The organism is Colwellia demingiae, assembly GCF_007954275.1.
GTDB lineage: Bacteria > Pseudomonadota > Gammaproteobacteria > Enterobacterales > Alteromonadaceae > Colwellia > Colwellia demingiae.
The window spans coordinates 102,344-123,736 of the sequence record NZ_VOLT01000014.1 but is presented as its reverse complement, the minus strand read 5'-3'; the positions used below and the strand labels follow the sequence as shown (position 1 = coordinate 123,736).

General features: G+C 39.1%; 13 protein-coding genes and 1 pseudogene. 9 read left to right on the top strand and 5 right to left on the bottom strand.

Translation table 11 applies throughout. From position 1 onward, the window contains the following. Positions 1-908: 908 nt before the first annotated feature. The 8 genes and pseudogenes from ESZ36_RS20565 to ESZ36_RS20530 all read left to right on the top strand — a co-directional run bounded on the left by ESZ36_RS20565 (position 909) and on the right by ESZ36_RS20530 (position 10,609). Positions 909-1,847 (top strand): substrate-binding domain-containing protein, encoded by a 939-nt coding sequence (locus tag ESZ36_RS20565; protein WP_211357828.1) that lies wholly within the window; start codon positions 909-911, stop codon positions 1,845-1,847. Between the two features lie 176 nt (positions 1,848-2,023). After that, positions 2,024-3,580: a sugar ABC transporter ATP-binding protein gene (locus ESZ36_RS20560; protein WP_146791374.1), complete on the top strand. Its 1,557-nt coding sequence runs from the start codon at positions 2,024-2,026 to the stop codon at positions 3,578-3,580. Then, positions 3,577-4,551 (top strand): annotated as a pseudogene (locus ESZ36_RS23015) (ABC transporter permease). Before ESZ36_RS20560 ends, ESZ36_RS23015 begins: the two are co-directional and overlap by 4 nt. Before the next feature lie 197 nt (positions 4,552-4,748). Further along, positions 4,749-6,599 carry a 3D-(3,5/4)-trihydroxycyclohexane-1,2-dione acylhydrolase (decyclizing) gene (gene iolD / locus ESZ36_RS20550; RefSeq protein WP_146791345.1) on the top strand — a complete coding sequence of 617 codons (1,851 nt, stop codon included), beginning with the start codon at positions 4,749-4,751 and terminating at the stop codon, positions 6,597-6,599. A gap of 12 nt (positions 6,600-6,611) precedes the next feature. Then, on the top strand, positions 6,612-7,784 hold the full coding sequence (locus ESZ36_RS20545; protein WP_146791343.1) for a Gfo/Idh/MocA family protein: 1,173 nt from the start codon (positions 6,612-6,614) through the stop codon (positions 7,782-7,784). After that, positions 7,784-8,764 carry a 5-dehydro-2-deoxygluconokinase gene (iolC, locus tag ESZ36_RS20540; RefSeq protein WP_146791341.1) on the top strand — a complete coding sequence of 327 codons (981 nt, stop codon included), beginning with the start codon at positions 7,784-7,786 and terminating at the stop codon, positions 8,762-8,764. Before ESZ36_RS20545 ends, iolC begins: the two co-directional genes overlap by 1 nt. A 156-nt stretch (positions 8,765-8,920) precedes the next feature. After that, positions 8,921-9,766 carry a 5-deoxy-glucuronate isomerase gene (locus tag ESZ36_RS20535; protein ID WP_146791339.1) on the top strand — a complete coding sequence of 282 codons (846 nt, stop codon included), beginning with the start codon at positions 8,921-8,923 and terminating at the stop codon, positions 9,764-9,766. A 12-nt stretch (positions 9,767-9,778) separates the two neighbouring features. Further along, positions 9,779-10,609: a class II fructose-bisphosphate aldolase gene (locus ESZ36_RS20530; RefSeq protein ID WP_146791337.1), complete on the top strand. Its 831-nt coding sequence runs from the start codon at positions 9,779-9,781 to the stop codon at positions 10,607-10,609. A gap of 329 nt (positions 10,610-10,938) precedes the next feature. Here ESZ36_RS20530 and ESZ36_RS20525 read toward each other — a convergent pair whose 3' ends face one another. The 5 genes from ESZ36_RS20525 to ESZ36_RS20505 all read right to left on the bottom strand — a co-directional run bounded on the left by ESZ36_RS20525 (position 10,939) and on the right by ESZ36_RS20505 (position 19,198). After that, positions 10,939-12,105: a phytanoyl-CoA dioxygenase family protein gene (locus ESZ36_RS20525; RefSeq protein ID WP_146791335.1), complete on the bottom strand. Its 1,167-nt coding sequence runs from the start codon at positions 12,103-12,105 to the stop codon at positions 10,939-10,941. A 325-nt stretch (positions 12,106-12,430) separates the two neighbouring features. Further along, positions 12,431-13,324, bottom strand: coding sequence for a sugar phosphate isomerase/epimerase family protein (locus tag ESZ36_RS20520; RefSeq protein WP_146791333.1), 894 nt, complete (start codon positions 13,322-13,324; stop codon positions 12,431-12,433). A 376-nt stretch (positions 13,325-13,700) separates the two neighbouring features. Further along, a complete protein-coding gene (locus tag ESZ36_RS20515; RefSeq protein ID WP_146791331.1) occupies positions 13,701-14,717 on the bottom strand; it encodes a LacI family DNA-binding transcriptional regulator in 1,017 nt (338 codons plus the stop codon). Positions 14,718-15,554: 837 nt separating this feature from the next. Then, entirely contained in the window at positions 15,555-16,922 is a 1,368-nt protein-coding gene (locus ESZ36_RS20510) for a carbohydrate porin (protein WP_146791329.1), read from the bottom strand. Positions 16,923-17,695: 773 nt separating this feature from the next. Beyond that, complete coding sequence (locus ESZ36_RS20505) at positions 17,696-19,198, bottom strand: CoA-acylating methylmalonate-semialdehyde dehydrogenase (RefSeq protein WP_146791327.1); 1,503 nt, start codon at positions 19,196-19,198, stop codon at positions 17,696-17,698. Between the two features lie 746 nt (positions 19,199-19,944). Here ESZ36_RS20505 and ESZ36_RS20500 point away from each other — a divergent pair. After that, the gene (locus ESZ36_RS20500) at positions 19,945-21,384 is read left to right on the top strand and encodes an NAD-dependent succinate-semialdehyde dehydrogenase (RefSeq protein ID WP_146791325.1); all 1,440 of its coding nucleotides are present in this window, start codon (positions 19,945-19,947) and stop codon (positions 21,382-21,384) included. The last annotated feature ends 9 nt before the right edge of the window (positions 21,385-21,393 follow it).

Below are 21,393 nucleotides of genomic sequence, written 5' to 3'. Positions count from 1 at the left end.
ATCTTTAGCGGTTAAATTTTATTCGTCCCTTGAATAAGGGGAAAGCGTTTTAATCGTGGCGAGTAGTGTGCAGCCTAGTCACTCTAAGCAAAAACTACTCAACAAAGAGTTATCTTTGCTTTTAGCTAAATCCTTCGTACAGCATTTTTTGGTCGTTTTTTCGGTGTTATCGCTTTTTTATATGATGCTAAATGGATATAGCCTATTAGACAATGCAGGATCATATTGTATTGAAATACCACATGAAAAAGACTCTACCTTGTATAAATAGCCAACAAATAGCTGCAGAGGCAATCTCGAAAGATTATTACTCTTGTAATGACTAGGTTGATTTCCGTTGTATCATTTAATCGTGCTTTTAATGTTGCGACGTGTTGGTGTATTTGCTTTGTCGTTAGAATGAGGTTAATGCCATTAGAGCAACTTATTGATTGTAATCCTCGTCTGCTTGTTTATCTTCCTTTCCCTCGTATACACCTACGCTGAATCTAAGTTTAGCTGTCAGTGTCAATTTTTTTCATGCAATCTAATTGGAGGTGACGCCAGCTGTATCTGCTATTTAAGGATAAAAATAAATAGAGGCAGTGACATTTTTATTAACAAAAATACGTCTTACATAGATGAAAGAACTGGGATGACATTACTAATTGATTTTTATAGGTATCGTTATAAACTGAATGCAAGCGCTTGCAATAGGGGTTTTTAATTGCTATGTTTGATTAATGAAGTTCTGAAAATGATAACTAATTAGTAGTTGGGACATTACATTTTTCAGTTTATTTACGAAGTATACCGAAAGAATTATAACTCGTTAATCAATGATAAAAAATTGATATTTATAATTTTTTTATTAGAACTGCGTAGTGTAACTACGTAGATATTCAAGCAAAGCAAAAAAGGAAAAAAAAATGATAAAAACGATGAAAAAAACCTTATTGGCCGCTGTAATACTCACTACCACTTCAAACATAGCCTTAGCCGATTCATTGGTTATTGGCGCCCCAATGCCGTCTTTTGCCGATAAATGGATGAGTTACCTTTTTGAAGGTGTTCGTGATTTTGACAATAAACATGATGATGTTGTAATCAAATTGACTGATGCGAATGAAGATCCAGGCAAGATGTTAAATGATGTCGATAACTTTATAGATTCAGGGGTAGATGCGCTATTAGTTGTGCCTACCGATGTCTCTATAGTCAAACCTATCGCCAGCAAAGCAAATCGTGCAGGTATCCCCTTAGTTATTGTTAATCGAGTTCCTGACGAAAAAACCATGCAAAAGATTGATGCCTATGTAGGTTCAGAGTCTATTCAAGCTGGCATTCTTCAAGCTGAAAGTGTGGTTGGTCTACTCGACGGAAGACCAGCTCATGTTGCACTATTGTTAGGCGCATTGGGTCACGAAGCACAAATCAACCGCACTGAAGGTAATAAGCAAGTATTTGCAAAATATCCAAATATTAAAATTGTTGCAGAGCAAGAAGGACGTTGGGATCGCGCTAAAGCACTACAAATTGTTGAAGATTTACTGCAAGCACACCCTGAAATTAATGTGATTGTGGCAAACAATGACGAAATGGCAATTGGTGCATTATTAGCCGCTAGAAAATCTGGGAAAACAGATGCAGATTTGATCATTTCAGGTGTTGATGCTACGCCAGATGCTTTGGAATATTTAGGTAAAGGGCTTGACACTACCGTATTTCAAAGTGCAAAAGGTCAAGGTTTTGGAGGTGCTGAAATTGCCTACAAACTAGCGAAAGGTCAAAAGGTTAAGAAAATGAACTGGATTGATTTTGAACTGGTCGACAAAGCACAAAAAGATGCATATCTATTAAAGTATTAATCTGAGCCGGGGGGCAAGTATTGCCCTCCATTAATATGGTCTGGTAAAGGTATTTTCCTCGGTGAGCAAATGATTAACAGAGGTTCGATTGACTCAAAAAAGTACGGTCGTAATTTACCATAACCTATTCGATAAAAAGAAGAAAACCTGTGAATAACTCAAATTATATTTTAGAAATGAAAAATGTAAGCAAGACCTTTCCTGGGGTTAAAGCTTTAGATAATGTCAATCTACGTATTCGTAAGGGCAGCATACATGCGCTTATGGGAGAGAATGGTGCCGGTAAGTCGACACTGATGAAGATTCTTTATGGAATTTATACTCCCGATCCAGGTGGAGTGGTTCTTTTAGATGGTAAACCGTTTCAACCTGCCGCTCCGATTGATGCCATTCGTTCGGGTTTAGCAATGGTTCCCCAGGAAATTAGTCCATCAGCAAACTTGTCTGTTGCTGATAACTTCTTTCTGGGGAGAGAGTTTACTAAAGGCATCTTAATGGATCAAAAGCGAATGAACGCTGAGACCAATAAAGTGTTAGAAGAACTTGGCATCCCGATGAAAGTTGAAGAATTGATGTCTGAAGTTTCCGTCGCTAAAGCACAACTATTGGCGATTGCTACAGCGGTTTCCTATGATGCAAAAATTATCATTATGGATGAACCGACAACTGCGTTGACTGAAGCAGAAGTTCATCGGTTGTACACGATTGTGAGAAAAGTACAAGAACGTGGCATCGCGATTATTTACATTTCTCATAAACTGGGTGAAGTGTTTGAATTGTGTGACGAAGTCTCGGTGATCCGTGATGGAGAGTATATAGGTACTAAGAATACTGCTGATATTACTAAAGAAGAAATGATCAATATGATGGTGGGTCGTGAAATGAACGAGATGTTCACTCGCGAAACGGTTGAAATTGGTGAAACGTTGTTAGAGGTAAAAAACCTAACTCTGCCAGGTAAGTTTGAAGACATCAACTTTACGGTAAGAAAAGGTGAGGTTTTTGGCATCGCAGGTTTGGTCGGTTCGGGACGTAGTGAAGTTGTTGAAGCTATTTTTGGTTATGAGCCGGCAGAGTCCGGTGAGTTGTTCATTCATGGAGAAAAAGTTGTTATTGAAAAGCCGATGGATGCAATCAAGCATCGTATTGGATTTGTGACTGAAGATAGAAAGAAAACGGGCTTAATGCTGAATATGAGTGTTACCGATAACATGATCATGCCTGATTTGTTGCCATATTTGGAAAATAGTCTGGTTTCTAATAGGTTAGCCTCGGCTGTAGCTAATGAAAAGAAAGATCAGTTGAGAATAAAAACACCGTCGGTAGATACTATCATCGAAAACTTATCTGGTGGTAATCAACAAAAGGTCCTTATTGCCCGCTGGTTGTTGTTAGAGCCTGAAATATTGATCCTTGATGAACCAACTAAAGGAATAGATGTTGGTGCTAAAGCTGAGATCTATAAATTAATAATAGAGTTAGCCAAAGCAGGTAAAGCCATCGTTATTATTTCATCAGAAATGTTAGAACTCTTGGCGTTGAGTGACCGCATTATGGTTATGGCAGAAGGGCGTGAAAGTGGCATTGTTGACCGTGCCGATGCTACTCAGGAAATTATTCTTGAGATGGCGGCAGGTGATACTGCTGAGCAAGCGCTTGAACATTCACATAATAACGAAAATTCTAATCAACACGAACAATCAAATTTTAAACTTGAGGAAGTAGGACAATGATAGCTACTACAACAAATGCTGTCCGAGATATTAATTATTCGGCTTTTTTTAATAAATACGGGATGGTGCTGATACTGGTCCTGCTCTTTACCGTCTTATCATTCAACATTGAGGGTTTTGCTTCTTTTCGGAACATTTTTAGTATTCTCGAACAGGTTTCTATGTTCGGCATTATTGCCATCGGTGTAACTTTTGCGATTGTCACTGCAGGTATTGATTTATCGACGGGTTCAATTGTTGCTTTGGCTTCAGTCGTTGGGGCTACGATAGTTACTGGTAGCGAAGGGTATGGGATGACTCTTGTTGCTTTTGGTGGCGCTATGTTCGTAGGTGGGTTCTGCGGTTTAATAAACGGAACGATTACCGCTTATGGCCGAATACCTCCGTTCATTGCAACGTTGGGAATGATGACCGCGGCTCGAGGTTTTGCTCAATTATTTAGTGATGGCCGTCCTGTTGATGCTAGCTCTTAAGCGTTCACTTCTATTGCCGGCACATCCGTGTTTGGTATTCCTGGTTTGGTTATTATTTACATCATAGTTGCCATTGCTTGTCATACGATGATGAGCAGACGAACTTTTGGTCGTCACGTTTATGCAATTGGTGGCAATGTGAATACGGCAAGAATTTGCGGTGTCAATGTCGAGATCACCTTGGTAAAAGTATATGTTTTATGTGGTGTATTAGCGGGTCTTGCTGGTGCAATGCTTACTTCTAGAGCCTTTGCAGGTAACCCAACTTTCGGAAATATGTGGGAACTTGATGCTATCGCAGCAGCGGTTATTGGTGGTGTATCACTTGCTGGCGGCGTTGGCTCTGTACCTATGTGTATAGTAGGCGCTTTGATTATTGGTGTGATGAATAAAGGACTGAATATGCTGGGCGTTGATCCATATTGGCAGCAAATTATCAAGGGTATGATCATCATCGGTGCCGTTCTACTTGATGCTCAAAAACGCAAGAAATCGTAAAGATAAATTTTAAAGACAAACGATCTTAGATGTGTTGCTCACCGTTATAGGAAGAGCAACCTAGCGAAAATTTAATCGGGACATATTAACAGTCACGTCTCGATTACGTTAACTTGTATAAAAAGATTATTAATTGGAGTGGTTGGTCTGCAGTGAGACTTATTGCTCCCAGTAAAAAATTAGAAAGGTAAATATTTATGAAAACAATACGTCTTACACTTGCCGAAGCGCTAGTAAAGTATCTCGTAGCACAGAAAATAGAAATTGACGGTAAAGTAGAGCCATTATTTGGCTGTTCATTTGCTATATTTGGGCATGGTAATGTGACTTGTTTAGGTCAGCAGCTTAAAAATGTACAAGATCAATTACCTACTTGGCGTGGTCAAAATGAGCAGTCAATGGCTATGGCAGCTGTTGCTTATGCAAAAGCTAACCAACGTCGTCGTATTGGTATTGCAACAGCGTCAATCGGCCCTGGAGCTACTAATATGATTACTGCTGCAGGTTTAGCTCATACTAACCGTTTGCCATTACTAATGTTCGCAGGCGACGCTTACACCAGCCGTTTACCTGATCCAGTTCTACAGCAAGTTGAGCATAGTAATAATCCAACAACGACGGTTAATGATTCGTTTAAAGCCGTAACGCGTTATTGGGATAGAATCGTCCATCCTGCACAAATAATTCAATCTTTACCACTGGCATTGGACACCATGTTAGACCCTGCCACTTGTGGTCCAGCATTCATAGGCTTGCCTCAAGATACTCAAGGTATTGCTTATGATTATCCTGAGATTTTCTTTGCTGAAAAAATTCACCGTATTCGTCGTCCTGAGCCAGAGCAATTGGATTTAGATCAGGTAGTAGAAGTATTACGTCAAGCTAAACGCCCTTTGATTATCAGTGGTGGTGGTGTGCATTACTCATTAGCAACCGATGAACTAGCTAAACTTGCCGGTGATCATAATATTCCTGTTGTTGAGACCATAGCAGGGCGTGCCACTATGTTACAAAGCAACCCACTGAATGGTGGGCCTCTTGGAGTAACGGGTTCAAATTCTGCTAATTACTTAGCTGCCCATGCTGATGTTGTTATTGCTATTGGTACCCGTTTACAAGATTTCACCACGGGCTCTTGGTCAGTATTTCGTGACCCAGAATTGAAAATGATCAGCATTAATGTGGCGAAGTCAGACGCCATTAAACACCTTTCATATCCAGTGATCGCCGATGCTAAGACCACTATGGCCAAGCTAAATATTGAATTGGCTGACTGGCGTTCAGCACAATCTTGGGCAGATAAAGCGTTGGAGCAAGCCAATGAATGGAAGGCTCTATGTAGCCAACGTGCCGAGGTTAAAGGTGATGAAGTCGCTTCTTATGCTCAGGTAGTTGGTGCGGTTAATCGACTAATTGAACCAGGCGATACTGTATTAACAGCTGCCGGTGGCTTACCAGCAGAGTTAAGTATGAATTGGCAGAACAATCAAATTGCCAAATTTGATATTGAATTTGGATTTTCCTGTATGGGATATGAAATTGCTGGCGGTTGGGGGGCTAAAATTGCGAACCCAGACCACGATGTCGTTGTACTAGTAGGCGATGGCTCATACATGATCCTCAATTCAGATATATACAGCTCAGTGTTTGCGGGTCATAAAATGATTGTTTTGGTCTGTGATAATGCTGGTTATGCGGTGATTAACAAACTGCAAAATAATACGGGTAATGAATCATTTAATAATCTGCTTGAAGATTGTCGACGTGGCACTGATGAAGTTGCACGTGTTGATTTTGTCAAACATGCAGAATCTCAAGGTGCACTGAGCGAAAAAGTAACCCGCATGGCCGATTTTGAAGCTGCTTTTGCCCGAGCTAAAGCCGCAGATCGTACCTATGTGATTGTCACTGATATTGATGCTAGTAAATGGTCAACTTGTGATTGTTGGTGGGAAGTCGGTTTGCCTGAAATGATAAGAGATGAAAGAACAGAAAAAGCCGTTGCTAGTTTTAGCGAAGGTAAAACACATCAGCGTCGTGGCGTATAAGAGGAAATAATTATGTTTAATGAAGAAACTCGTTTAGAACAACCAATACGCTGGGCTATGGTCGGTGGCGGTCGCGGTAGTGAAATTGGCTATGCTCACCGATCTGGAGCAAGCCGCGATAATAACTTTAAATTGGTGGCGGGAGCGTTTGATATAGATGCAGATCGTTGTCGTGATTTTGGAACAAGCCTAGGCGTAGACCCAGAGCGCTGTTATGCGGATTACAAAACGTTGTTTGAAGCTGAAGCCAAACGTGATGACGGTATTCAAGCGGTATCAATTGCTACGCCAAATGGTACTCATTATGCGATATCTAAAGCAGCTATAGAGGCTGGCTTACATGTCATTTGTGAAAAACCTGTCACTTTCACCGTGGTAGAAGCGCAAGACTTAAAAAGATTAGCAACAGAAAACAATCGTGTTTTTGGTGTGATGTATGGTTATACCGGATTCCCTATGATTCATCAGGCTCGTGAAATGATAAGCCGTGGTGATATTGGAGAAGTTCGAGTGATTAACATGCAATTTGCGCATGGCTTTCACAATACTGAAGTAGAAAAAAATAGTCCAGGTGCTAAATGGCGTATGAACCCTGAAGTTTCGGGACCAAGTTACATCTTAGGCGATGTTGGCAGCCATGTATATTATTTAGCAGGCTTGATGACGGGTCTAGAAGTGGAAAAACTATGCTGTACCCGTCAAAGCTTTATTAAGTCACGTGCTCCTTTGGAGGACAATGCTCACGTAATGATGAATTTTACTAATGGTGCTGTGGGAACTTTATGGGCCAGCGGTGTTAACGCTGGGTCTATGCATCAACAGAAAATTCGTATTATTGGTGAGAAAGCTAGTATTGAATGGTGGGACGAACGTCCTAATCAATTGAGTTATGAAGTGCAAGGTGAACCTGTTCGTATCCTAGAACGTGGTATGGGTTACCTTTATCAAGATGAGCCTGGGGTAGGTCATAATCGAATTGGTGGCGGTCACGCGGAAGGTTTCTTCGAGTCTTGGGCAAACTTATATAGCCGTTTCGCTATCGTAATGAAAGCGACAGATGAAGGTGACCAAAAGACTATTGATAATACTTGGTACCCAGATATTGACGCCGGTATTGACGGTGTTCGATTAATAGAACGTTGTGTTGAATCGGCAGATGATGATGCTAAATGGGTGAAATTCTAATGATAGACTTAAATATTCCATTAGACAGACCTATTGATGCAATTTGCCTAGGCCGTGCGGGTGTAGATTTATATGCTCGAGAAGCTGACACAGATTTGATGGATGTTTCAGGTTTCGAAAAGTATGTAGGTGGTTCACCTGCAAATATTGCGGTAGCACTAGCTAAGTTAGGTGCGAAACCGGGCTTGATCAGCAGCGTATCTGATGATGGTTTAGGAAAGTTTGTCTGTACTTATCTTGAAAGTATGGGAGTTGATTTACAAGGCGTGGCCGTGGATAAATCTGGCTCAAGAACGAGTCTTGCGATCACTGAAATGAAAGCGTACGACTGTGAAGTGGTTATTTATCGTAATAACGCAGCAGATCTTTCTTTGAATGCGAAACAAATTGATCCTGCCTATATAGCTTCTGCTAAAGCTTTGATTGTCACAGGTACGGCACTTTCCTCTAGTCCATCGCGTGAGGCGACTTTATTAGCAATTGATTATGCTCGCCGTGCGGGCACCCTTGTGGTGTTAGATATCGATTATCGAGCTTACTCTTGGAATTCTCCAGAAGATTCTGCACTTTATTATCAGCTGGCGGCAAGTTTGTCAGACATTGTTATTGGTAATCGTGAAGAGTTTGATGTGATGGAATATATGGTAGACCGAGGGAATAAGGATGACGGTAAAACGGCGGCTCGTTATTTGATTGAATCCACTCAAGTAGTGGTCATTAAGGCTGGCGAATTAGGTTCCAAAGTTTATACCCGAGACGGTAATTATTTCGAACACGGCATTTTTCCTGTCACGGTTAAGAAACCGTTCGGGGCAGGTGATTCTTTTGCTGGAGCACTTGTTTACGCTTTGCTAAATGGCTATGGATTAAAGACTGTGGTCAAGATGGGCTCAGCGGCAGCGGCGATCAATGTTTCTAGCGATAGTTGTACAGAAGCAATGCCAACACTAAAGGAGCTTCAAGATTTCATTGCCAAATGATAAATAGGTTGAAGGTGATTAGCCTCCAATTATATTCAGAATAGGCATCAACAGGGTAGTCGAGATTGGTACCCAATAAAACCAATCTCGTTCGCTATTTATCTGGGTCACTGATTCTGTGGCCATTTAATATTTACATATTTAAGGATGTATCTTATGGGTAAGCATATTCCCGCCTATGACAATAAAAACAAAGCCATTATCGATGTTAACGATGACACCACGCCACTGATTTATTTTAATCAAGTATTTTTGAAACAGGGCGAAAGCCATCGTTATCAATTAGCAGCATATGAGACAGCAGTAGTGCTAGCTGGCGGAACTTGCGACATTAAAGTCGATGGAGAATTATTTGAAAATATAGGCATCCGCAAAAATGTTTGGGATGGTAATCCTGCGGCTGTTTATGCTCAAGTTGGGGCAACGGTTGAAATTATCTGTGTCTCAGAAAATGCAGATGTGATGATCGCTGGTGGTCGTTATGAAGAATCGTTAGCGCCATTTGAAATAACACCTGAAGCGAGTGATCAAATACAATATGGTTGCGATGTTACCAAAACACATCGTAAGATAAAGCACATTCTCGGCCAGAAAAACGCTGATAAACGAGGCCGTTTATTGGTGAGTGAACTATTTACTGTTGGAGCGGGGGGCTGGTCAGGCTTTCCTGCACATAAACATGATACGGAACGCGCGCCCATGGAAACAAGGTATGAAGAAGTTTACCAGTTCCGCTTTAATCCTGATCAAGGCTTCGGCGCTCAATTCCTCTATGAACATGAGGATGATATCGGACCGGTTTATCACATTAAAAATCGCAGCGTTATTGCAATAGACAAAGGATACCACCCTTGCGTTGCAGCTCCAGGTTATGAAATGTACTATTTTACCATTATTGTAGGTGAACATTCTAAATCGTTAATTCAGCACTTTGACCCTCACCATGAATATCAAGTCCATACCATTCCAGGTATCAAAGACATGATCAATAAATTCAAATAATAGGAGAAATAGATGTTAGTTAACTTGAATGACATACTGCCACAAGCGGCAGATGCCAAGTATGCTGTTCCATGTTTTAACGCATTTGGGTACGAAGATGCGCGTGCCATTGTAGAAGCAGCTGAAGAGTTGAAAAAGCCAGTTATATTAGCCGCAAATAAAGACATGGTTGACTACATGGGTGTTAAAACTTTGGCAAGAATGTTCGTCTCATTGGCTGAAGAGAGCTCTGCTCAGGTGTGTGTTCATTTAGATCACACTTATGATGAAGATATCGTTTTTCAAGCTATTCATCATGGTTTTAGTTCAGTAATGTTTGATGGTTCACAGTTGCCTCTGGAAGAAAATATACGACGTACTCGACAAGTTGTGAATGTAGCACATGCTGTAGGTGTGAGTGTTGAAGGTGAAATAGGTTCGGTTCCGTATGAAGAAGGACGCGATCATATTAAGTCGATTAGTACAGACCCAAGTGAAGCACAGCGCTATGCACAAGAAAGTGGTTTAGACGCTATGGCGGTTGCTGTAGGTAATATACATAGGTTAACTAAACCTACTTCTGTGATCGATTATCCGCGCTTGCAAACAATTTCTGAAGTTGTTGGTGATATTCCGTTAGTAATACATGGGACTACGGGAATTAGAGATGAAGACATTATTAAATTGAAACAAACCCGTATTTCGAAATTTAATATTGGCACATCTTTAAGAATGACCTTGGGTCAAAACTTAAGACGCTTAATGAATGAAGAACCGGAAAAGTTCGACCGTCTTTATTTCATGCAGAAAACCATGCCGTTTGTTCAACAGGATGCCATGCGTATTCTTGAATTATTAGGCTAGGTTAGCACTTTACATCATTATTTTGACAAAATTATTTGGCGATGGTATTCCATCGCCTTTTTAGTCTCAAACTATTTTCACTACTAATGTATAAACCGGATCTACTTGGAATGTATGATTCAACTGGAATCAGCAATGCTTTTAAACGAGCATCGTGAGTGAAGTGACCATATGCCATATCAACAATATTAATAAACTGTCCAGTTTTTTCCTATATAGTTATTCCCATAGTTTTCTTTGCATTATTAATAGTCATATTGTCAGTGGCCAATAATACTTTAGCTAATTTGATAAACTTATTCATTGTTGATAGTTTACTCGCAATTAAATTAACTCTGCCTGTTTTGTTGATGTGCTAATAATTTGTATTTAAACGTTAATAAGTCCCAATTTTTTGTTAAAGCTTCAAGTGTTAGCTCTTTTACAGTTTTGGGTGCCAAACTTCCAATAGGGGAGTCTGTATCTAAATTGGTTGGAAAAGAGTATGCATCACAGCTTGCTGTTAATATTGAATCTAAAGCTAAACCTGATAATAAGTTTTTTTGGTATAAATCTAATAGTTCAGGGTAGATGTTAAGTACTATTTTATATAAATCAACTGTTTCCATTGGTTTTGAAAAAGCAGAAGATACTTGGATAAGGTTGACATTTCGATTAATATTGGTTGTTTTATTTTCACCTCCAGCATGGAATAGTGCAGGATTAAAAAATAAAGCATCGCCTTTATTTAAAGGTAATTGTACATAGTGTTCCTTGAAGTATTCTATAAAAAGTGGGTCTCTCCATGCTAGGTATCCTAAGTCATATTGATGTGAAAAAGGAAGTAGTTGTGTCGGACCTGCGTCGAGTGGAATATCTACGTGGGCAATTCCGCCTTGCAATGTAAGATATTGCGACATTTTTTGCATGTGAAGAGGGTAACGTTTTATTTCCTCATTTTCTTGAAAGCCTAGATGAAAATCCCTATGTGGTTGCTGCGCTTTGCCTTGAGGATAGATCACATTTAATTGTGTTGTGACTTGATAGTTTGGTCCGAGCCAAGATTGTGCAACCATTTGCAGCAAAGGATTTTTATAATATTGAATAAAGCTCGATGAATCATACATTGCACTTTTTTCAAAAACATTCCAAATACGTCCATTTTTTCCATCTTTGGCAAAATGATCTCCTGCTCCTTTTCCTTGTTGTTTAAGCAGCTCATCAAAAATATGACTCATGTGGTCAATATCATTTTTATTATTAAAAAAATCCTTAATGACAATGACACCAGGACCTTCTTTGAAGATATGAGTAAATTCATTTTTATAGTCTTGGGTCATATCTGACTTGAAAGAAAGACGCAGGTCTTTTCCCGTATAAATGGGTATGCTATTTTCAATACTTTGTGCTAAAGGGTAGGTGTTTTCTTCATTTTTTTGTTGGCATAGTTCATTGAAAATTGAGATGTTTAATTGTTGTTCATCATTTGTTGGATTATTAATTGTAGTAGGTAACATATAATCTCCTTACGTTAATAAATACTCTGCTTTATTTAGACATAATATTTATTTATAAAGCACACTACTTGAGCGAAAACCCTGTTGTACTGTGATTTTTAACTGTTAACTGTTAACTGTTAATTGATTAACGAATAGTAGTGTTCACTGGGAGAGCAATAAGTAGTAATTAAATACCGTATCTTCAAAAATTCTGGAGCAAAGTCTCAGGGACAGTGGGTTTAGGCATATTAAAATCGGGGCATATAGATTTGCCCCGATAGAATTATGATATGTAATAGTTTATGGAATTATTTCATATCAACAAAAGATAAGTCGCCAATGTTTAGCTTTGAATAACCTTGTCGTGAATAAAGTCAAGACTCTCTTTTGCATCTTCTAATGAACTATTTTCTACTGCAGGATCGACGTCTTGTTCTACAGTTACCCAACCATCATAGTTAATATCATTTAAAGTTTGACGAATCTCTTCAAAGTTAACGCAACCATTACCTAGTGGACAGAAAATTCCTTGTCCAATGGCTGTGTAGAAGTCAATACCTTCTGCCGTCGCTTTATCATGAACTGACTTATTAATATCTTTGAAATGCAAATAAGCTACTCTATCTTGATAAGTGCGAATAAGCTCAGCAGGGTTGATGCCAGCATAGATACTATGCCCAGAATCTACAACAAGCTGAACCAAATCTGCATCAAGGTCATTCATCGCACGGTCTATCTCATCGCGATATTCTATATAAGTACCAGCATGAGGATGGAGTACAGGTGTAATGTCATAAGATTTACAAATAATTGCCAGCTCAGTGATTGTCTTCATCATCTCTGACCACTGAGAATCAGATAGGCGATCGGCCGTTTCAATTTGCCCTGCTTGGTCAGTACGAGGTGATGAAACATGATCTATCACTACCATATACTTTGCGCCTTGTGGCTGCATTACTTTACAAGTTTCGTGAGTGTACGCAAGGATGGCATCTCGTTGAGATGGATCATGCAAATGTTTAAATATTGTGCCAGCAATTAACTCTAATCCGTATTGCTGTAATTTAGCGTTAAGCTGCTTAGGATCAGTTGGCAAATAGCCTAAAGGCCCTAGCTCTGTTGCTTTATAGCCCGCTTGTGATGTTTCACTTAGTACTGTTTCCCAAGCTGGATTGGTTGGATTATCAGCAAATTCTATTCCCCATGAACAGGGCGCATTTGATAGGCGAAGTTTCATTTTATTCTCTCTGTTTGAAGTGTTATTGTGTTTTATCTTATTTTTACTTAAATCTATTATCAGTTACTTTTATTATAAATGCAAGCGCTTGCAATGACGCTTAAGGTAAAGAATTTTTTAATGTTTAAATAATTAATTTATTAAAAATAACAGTGGTTTAACGGGATTTCTGCTCGAAAATATATTTTTGTCTAAGTAAAAGATATATTTTTTTATGAAAGAAAGAATTAATTTTAGATAAGAGTTAATAAAATTTTATTTGTTTTGATATTTAGTTTTGTTGATAGGATTAAAATTATGCTGAATGGCACTCTATCTATATGATGCTATAGACAGAGTTTGATGGATAAAATATGAGTTGAAGCGCAATTAATTGCTATTTGTTTTTGAGTGTTCCTCGCTCAACAGCTTTACAGGCTAGTATCCTTGTTTCAATGCCTCTTTGAGGGTTTTCTATTTGCGCGATAATTATATCAACAGCAGCAGAGACCATTTGTTTTATCGGCTGTTTAATTGTCGTTAAGTTGTAAGCGCCCCAAGAGGCCATAGGCATGTCGTTGAAGCCCAAAATACCAATGTTTTCAGGACATTTTCTTCCTAGCTTTCTGGCAGAGTCAATAGCAGCGATAGCTAAGATATCATCACCACAAAATATAGCATCTATTTCAGGGTGTTCTTGCAGTAGTTCCTGTGATTTCTTTCTACCCTCATCATAAGAGTATACCTCACAGTGTTTAATTACTTTTAAATCTTGACCGTGTTTATTCAAGGTATTGATTAAGCTTTGTTTACGGTCTATTGTTGTCGTCGCATTTTTTGGGCCGCCGAGAAAAGCAATGTTTTTGTAGTTAGCGGCTAATAAAAGCTCAGCGCCAATTGCAGCTCCTCCAAAATTGTCAGCCGTAATGGTGTTAATAAGTCCATTAACATGGCCACGGCCAAACATAATCGCAGACGGCAATTTTGCTTTGGTACAAACTTCTGCAAACGCGGTGGGGAGCACGGAAGAAATAAATAAGACTCCGTCGACACGATACTGTAACAACCGCTCAAGTATATCCTCAGGGTTGCATTTTTCAGTCAGGTTTTCAAAAAGAGAGCGATAGTTTCTTGCTTGCAATTCTCGGGTAACTAGATCAAAAACTTGGATGAGGAAAGGGTTTTCGAAATTACTGTTAACTATGCCAATTAACCTAGTTCTGTTTGTCATTAAAGATTGAGCTAACATGTTGGGCTTATACCCTAATATTTTAGCGGCCTCTGTAACTTTTTTCTTAGTCGAAGGTGAAACGCTTGCCCCTTCGGTAAATGTGCGTGAAACTGCGGAAAGCGATACACCAGCTGTCATTGCAACTTCTTTTTGAGTTATGTGCTTATAGCTACCTTGTCCCATTATTTATTTGGTGTCCTTCTAAATAGAATATTTTGGATATAGATTGTGGGACATAATAGACTTTGATAACAAATACATTAGTTACACAGTAGAAGTGAAAACGTATTTACTTGCCTCAATAGTTACATTATCCCTTGTCTGCTATTGTAAAGCACTGTGATAATCAACAAAAGAAAATATCACAGAATATTTGTAACATATCTGCTACACACCTGCCTTATTTAGTTTATCAATCCTAGGTGGTATGTTATTACCTTTGGTAAGGATCTCATTACGTTATTTTAAACTTGTTTTGATGAATTAGCGACCAATTATTCACGTTTCTAATATAAAGAAAATTTCATTGTATTGTATTTCACTAGATTTTTTACTCAAGCTCCAAAATCAATTTACGGCTTTCATTTATCTGTTAGTTTTGTATTATACAAGATAAAGAAAACTAGCCATTTAGTGGTTTTAGCAGAGGAAACTAGAAAATCAGAGGCATAGCCACTTACTTTTATATTCGAGTGTAATCATTGAGTAAGTTGACATTGTCCAGGCGAGTATGTGATAAGGGATAGTGTAAATATGAGGTTTTGGTATGAAAAACAGTAAACATATTACTACTTTTGAAGTGTTCGAGATGAAATAGCTTTTTTGTTAACTTAACTACTTCTAAATGCTTGGTCTGGTGAACGCAGGCACTCAGTCACTTTACCCATTTTATATAGTCTGACAGACATTATTTGAATTCTACCGCAATTTATTTATAAAAATTAGTATGAATTAATGTTATTGATAAAACCTCGCAAGTTTGTAACTTGCGAGGATAAATTATCTGCTTGATACTAAAATTTAGAACCAAATCTCAGCTTGTACGCCAGCAACTAAGGCACTTTCATCACCAACTTCACCAGGTACGCTCAGGCCAGATTGTTGACCAGCAGCAGCATTCCAATCGAAGTTACTGATATAAAATCTTAATGATGGACGTGACCAAAAATTGGTAGAATCGGCTGTTGCTTGTAATGCAACAGCATATTTCATTAGTCGCTGTTGGTCATTTTCAACACCATCAGTTTTTGTTTGGTATAAGTTGTAACCTATCTCGCCTAAAACACTCCAGTGTTCGGTTAGCGAATAATGTGGTCGGATACCAACACTTGTTAATGTGTGATAATCATCAGATTTTTCATACATTGCCATGTAGTTCACAATCATTTTAGGTGTAATTTCGATATGACCATTGTTAAAAATACGAAAGCCTGTAGAGCTACTATCGGCGGCATAATCGAAACTTCCGCCATCTGTTCCTGCACTACCTGGGTTACGCGCCATAGCACCGGTACCGTATTGAATGACTGTTTTTTGATTAACTATGCCTAATTTCTTTTCCCACTGCACGGTTAGTGTTCTGCCATCAGCTAGTCCTGCAGTATCGATTGCGTCATTAACAAATAGATTTTGGAATGCAAATTTTAATTTACCAGCAGAACCGATATCCATTTCATAGCGTATATCTGCCATTATATTTTGATAATTACTATCAGTAGTGCCGTCTGCACCTGTGATCTCACCTTCACCGCCATAAAACATTGTTGCTATATGTAGTTTGTCGGTATCATTTACCATTATATCTTTAACACCAGCACCGTTTCCTGAACTTTGGACGTGGAAATAATCAAGAATATGAACATCCCCAACAGCAACAGCACGATAGAAGCGACGTCCAACCCATAATGTACCATTATCGAGTAGATTATCAGATTCAACATACATTTCTCTAGAACGACGTGACCAAGGTTCGACATTGGTTGGACCGCGTGAATCACCTGCGATGTCCATCATCCATACGGCTTTAAAATTTACGCCATTTATTTGTTGGTTTTTAGTAAATTTAAATTCACCATAATCACGACATTCATTACCTAAACGGTAATAAATACCATCATTTTTCGGATAATTCAGTGAATAACAAGAGCCCCCGTTTTTGGCACCTCCGCCTATAACTGTATTGGCTCCAGCACGAAAGTATCCGTTAAATTCGAAATCATTATTTGCTTGTTGTTTAGTTTTAGCATCTTCGGCTATCAGCTGTTTTACATAAGTAATATCAGCTTCAGAAAGACCTTCAGGTGGCTCAGCAGCGTTAACATTCATTGCTGCGGCGCAAAATAGGGTTATAAGGGATAATGAGGTGTTTTTTAATTTATTATATTTCATCGTTACTCCAGAGTTGTTTGCTTGTTATGTATTTTTTATTCTTCTTTTATTCTTTTTTATAAATAGGGTGTTCCTATCAGTATTCATGTTCTTCAATAACCATATCAACACTAAATCATTAATGCAAGCGCTTGCAAGTTTATTTGGAGTTATGTTCTGTTTATACCCATAGCTCCCTTGAGTTTATTGGGTTTGTATTTTAAATCAATATTTATTTCTGCTTGTTTGTTATGCAATTTAAAAGTTTATTAAAACAATTTAATGTAGTTTTAATTTTAAGGTTTATATGAGGTTTTGTTTTAAGTTGTTGTTTTTATGGTTTTATATTATGGGGGTGGTAATTTTTTATGCTACAAGTGATGATAAATCATATATATGTTACCTTGTTTGTTAATTAATCATCAGAAATTAAATGTAACTATAAATAATTTAATAAGAGATGCAAGCGCTTGTGTTTTGTTGCTGTTTAATACTCTTTTATGACATGAATTGGCGTGAATATGACTTAACAAGCTAAAAGGCAGGGGAATTTTTGATGCGATAAACTAGTATTTTTTAGTAATATCACAATGATCTTTATTGAATAAAAAACTGAAAAAAATGGTGATATATCCATATTTTATTGTAATTTTTAATTGGTATATTCTGAAATAAAGTGATATGGACTCATTATTTTAATGCCAATAGTTCTTATTATTACAATAAGTATATAATATCTATAAAGCAGCTTTCAACACGTTTAAAACGCATTGAAAGCACCTAGTTAGATGAAGTTATCCCATGGTTGGCATCGAAAAGGTATTTGTTGTTTGGTTACCTTTAGGCCATCGAGCTGTTACGGTTTTCATTTTAGTGTAGAAACGAACACCATCGTTACCGTGCATGTTTAATGGACCAAATACCGAGCGCTTCCAGCCGCCAAAGCTATGAAAAGCCATTGGAACAGGAATTGGAATATTAACACCAACCATACCCACCTGAATTTGTTCGCAAAATTGACGAGCGCTGTCCCCATCAGTGGTGAAAATGGAAGTACCATTGCCGTATTCGTGTGAATTAATCAATGTTACGGCATCGTTATAACTTTTAACACGTACCACGCATAATACGGGGCCAAATATTTCTTCATTATAAATACGCATACCAGGTTTTACACGGTCAAATAAGGTTGGTCCTACGAAATAGCCTTGCTCATGGTCAACAACTTTAAAATCACGACCATCAACCAGTAATTTCGCTCCGTCTTCTATCCCTGAATCAATATAGCTCAATACTTTATCCGCATGAACTTTACTGACTAACGGCCCCATATGAGGTTCTTCGATAAAACCAGAACCGGGACCAACACGCATCTCCGAAATTTCTTGCTTTAGCTTAGCAATCAACAGATCTGCTGTTCCGTCACCAACACAAACGGCTACTGAAATTGCCATGCAACGTTCGCCCGCCGAACCAAATGCAGCGCCCATTAGAGCTGATGTAACTTGATCAACTTCGGCATCTGGCATTACGATCATATGATTTTTAGCGCCACCCAAGGCCTGAACACGTTTACCGTGTTTACTGCCTGTGGCATAAATATATTCGGCGATTGGGGTTGAACCAACAAAGCTCACTGCGTGGACTCTGCTGTCACTAAGTAATACATCAACGGATTCTTTATCACCATTAATAATGTTGAATACGCCGTCAGGTAAACCGGCTTCTTTTAATAACTCGGCAACGCGCATTATAACGCTTGGATCTTTTTCCGATGGCTTCATGATAAAAGTATTACCACAGGCTAGGGCGATTGGGAACATCCACATCGGTACCATTACTGGGAAGTTAAACGGTGAAATGCCGGCACAAACACCTAATGGTTGCATTAGCGAAAAGCTGTCGACACCACGACCAACATTTAATGAGTGCTCACCTTTTAACAAATGTGGAATGCCACAAGAGAACTCGACCACTTCAATGCCACGGGTTAGTTCACCTTTAGCGTCAGATAAAACCTTGCCGTGCTCTAGCGTAATCATTTCGGCTAATTGATCGATGTTTTGTTCCATCAATGCTTTAAAGCGGAACATAATGCGTGAGCGATTTAGGGGCGTAACTTTGCTCCAGGTCTCAAATGCTGTTTGTGCAACAGCAATAGCGGCTTCTGTTTCACTTACTGTTGAAAGCGTGACTAATTTCGTTTGCTCGCCTGTTGCTGGATTGAAGACAGGAGCATTACGACTACTCTCGCTGACAACTCGCTCACCATTGATAAAATTACCTATTACTTGCATGCTGTAAACTCCTATTTATGCTAGTCTTAAACCAGTTTGTTGTGCTAAATGTTGAATGTTGTTAAAACCTTATGTTGCATAGGTTAGTACGTGGGCAATTAAGCAGATGTTACGTACATTGCATCATTCTATAGGCCTACCCGTAGTAATCGGAATCTAGCTTTCTACTTAAGGTATATGAATTACTACTATTATATTTCTTCGATTTTTTCTTTTTCGACGTGCTTTTGGTGTTAAGCACTTGGCTTCATTTTTCAGATGACTTTTCGATGTCTAGTAATTTTTTCGGCATTTTTCCGGCCAAACACTCCGTTCTAGCAATTTTACCGCTTGCACACTTGTTTCATTATTATGAACTTCCCAGCCAACTACTTTACGACGTAAGCGCAAAACAAAGCTGTTATGTTTACTTTATTTCGTATTGATTCTGCACTGGATGTTCGGTTTAAAGCCGTTTTTTTTACAAATAATTTCGTTATGATAAATTGTAGTTAGGTCACATCCCTCCGAAAAAAGACCAATGAAGCCAAAAGGTAATAATAGTAGTAATTCATATATCTTAAGTAGAAAGCTAGATTCCGATTACTACGGGTAGGCCTATAGAATGAGGCAATGTTATTCATTGTATAGCCAGTTTTGGTACTGTTGACGCCGGTGTCGCTCGATTGGCTTGTTGGTTTTTATGTTAAAAAAACTCTTATGAATAAGTACTTTTAAATATAACTGAAATTTAGGTTGGATAAAGCATGTACGAATTAAAAGGCTTGTATATCGACGGTGAATGGTCTGCATCTTCTGATGGAAAAACAATAAATGTAGTTGACCCTGCAGAAGAAAAAGTTATTGGACAATGCGCCGCCGCAACGAAAGAAGACACGGAACGCGCAATATTATCCGCACAAAAAGGCTTGGATACCTGGTCGAAATTTGATCCCTGGCAACGCGGAGAGTTCATTCGACGAGCAGCTGATTTAATGGCTGAACGCATTGATCAAAACGCAAGGGCAACCGTACTGGAAACTGGTAAACCTCTGGCTCAGGCCAAGAGGGAATGGGAGTTGGCCATTGATCAGTTTATTTGGTTTTCTGAAGAGACTAAACGAATCTATGGCCGCACTGTCGAAAGTCGTCTGAAAAATGGTCATATTCGAGTAGACCATTCACCAGTGGGTGTAGTCGCGGCTTTTACTGCATGGAATTTTCCCGTGGCTCTTGTTGCCCGAAAATTGGCTCCAGCGTTGGCTGCAGGCTGCTCTGTTATTTGTCGTCCCTCAACAGAAACGCCGGCATCAGCTACCGCGATGGTTGAGTGTTGCCATGATGCCGGTATTCCTGCGGGCGTCGTGAACCTGTTGACGGGCAGTGCTTCAGTAACTTCCCCTGTTATTATGCAATCTCCTATTGTTAGAAAAATATCTCTTACAGGTTCTACGCCTCTTGGAAAGAAACTGGTTAGAGAGTCTGCAGAAACTATGAAAAAAGTAACCATGGAATTGGGTGGCCACGGTCCCTGTGTGATTTTTGACGACGCAAACCTAAGTGCTGCATTGGACGCTTCCGTTGCTTCTAAATTCGGAAATTGCGGTCAGGTATGTGTTTCCCCAAATCGGTTTTATGTGCAGTCTGGTGTTTTTGAAGAATTTAGTCACGAGTTTGCCCGTAAAGCATCTGAATTGGTTGTTGGTAATGGTCGTGATGAGAATGTACAAATGGGTCCATTACGTACAGCTAAGAGATTAGCTGAAGTTGATGAGCTGGTACGAGACGCTATTGAATGTGGTGCAAAAGTGCTGGTTGGTGGTCGCCCAATGAATCGTGACAAAGGACACTATTATGAACCCACAGTGTTGGTTGATGTTCCCAGGAACGCTCGTTTGATGCATGAAGAGTCCTTTGGTCCCATTGCTGTGATAAATCGCTTTGATGATTTTGATGACGTCATAAATCAGGCAAATGATACCAATTTTGGGCTGGCAGCCTATGTATGGAGTCAGTCTCTTCATTTGGCGACAGAAGCTTCCAAGCAAATTAAAAGCGGAATGGTAGGTGTAAATACTTATGCTCTGGCTACGGCAGAAGCACCATTTGGTGGTATTAAGGAAAGTGGAATTGGTCGAGAGGGTGGTTCTGAATGCCTGGCCGATTACATGAATCTTAAATATACACATGTCGTAACACAGGTATAGGGTGAATAA

What these genes read in the sequence shown, in the direction of transcription:
- ESZ36_RS20565 (WP_211357828.1), top strand. Translation starts at nt 909, where the DNA reads ATGATAAAAACGATGAAAAAAACCTTATTGGCCGCTGTAATACTCACT.
- ESZ36_RS20560 (WP_146791374.1), top strand. Translation starts at nt 2,024, where the DNA reads ATGAAAAATGTAAGCAAGACCTTTCCTGGGGTTAAAGCTTTAGATAAT.
- iolD (WP_146791345.1), top strand. Translation starts at nt 4,749, where the DNA reads ATGAAAACAATACGTCTTACACTTGCCGAAGCGCTAGTAAAGTATCTC.
- ESZ36_RS20545 (WP_146791343.1), top strand. Translation starts at nt 6,612, where the DNA reads ATGTTTAATGAAGAAACTCGTTTAGAACAACCAATACGCTGGGCTATG.
- iolC (WP_146791341.1), top strand. Translation starts at nt 7,784, where the DNA reads ATGATAGACTTAAATATTCCATTAGACAGACCTATTGATGCAATTTGC.
- ESZ36_RS20535 (WP_146791339.1), top strand. Translation starts at nt 8,921, where the DNA reads ATGGGTAAGCATATTCCCGCCTATGACAATAAAAACAAAGCCATTATC.
- ESZ36_RS20530 (WP_146791337.1), top strand. Translation starts at nt 9,779, where the DNA reads ATGTTAGTTAACTTGAATGACATACTGCCACAAGCGGCAGATGCCAAG.
- ESZ36_RS20525 (WP_146791335.1), bottom strand. Translation starts at nt 12,105, where the DNA reads ATGTTACCTACTACAATTAATAATCCAACAAATGATGAACAACAATTA.
- ESZ36_RS20520 (WP_146791333.1), bottom strand. Translation starts at nt 13,324, where the DNA reads ATGAAACTTCGCCTATCAAATGCGCCCTGTTCATGGGGAATAGAATTT.
- ESZ36_RS20515 (WP_146791331.1), bottom strand. Translation starts at nt 14,717, where the DNA reads ATGGGACAAGGTAGCTATAAGCACATAACTCAAAAAGAAGTTGCAATG.
- ESZ36_RS20510 (WP_146791329.1), bottom strand. Translation starts at nt 16,922, where the DNA reads ATGAAATATAATAAATTAAAAAACACCTCATTATCCCTTATAACCCTA.
- ESZ36_RS20505 (WP_146791327.1), bottom strand. Translation starts at nt 19,198, where the DNA reads ATGCAAGTAATAGGTAATTTTATCAATGGTGAGCGAGTTGTCAGCGAG.
- ESZ36_RS20500 (WP_146791325.1), top strand. Translation starts at nt 19,945, where the DNA reads ATGTACGAATTAAAAGGCTTGTATATCGACGGTGAATGGTCTGCATCT.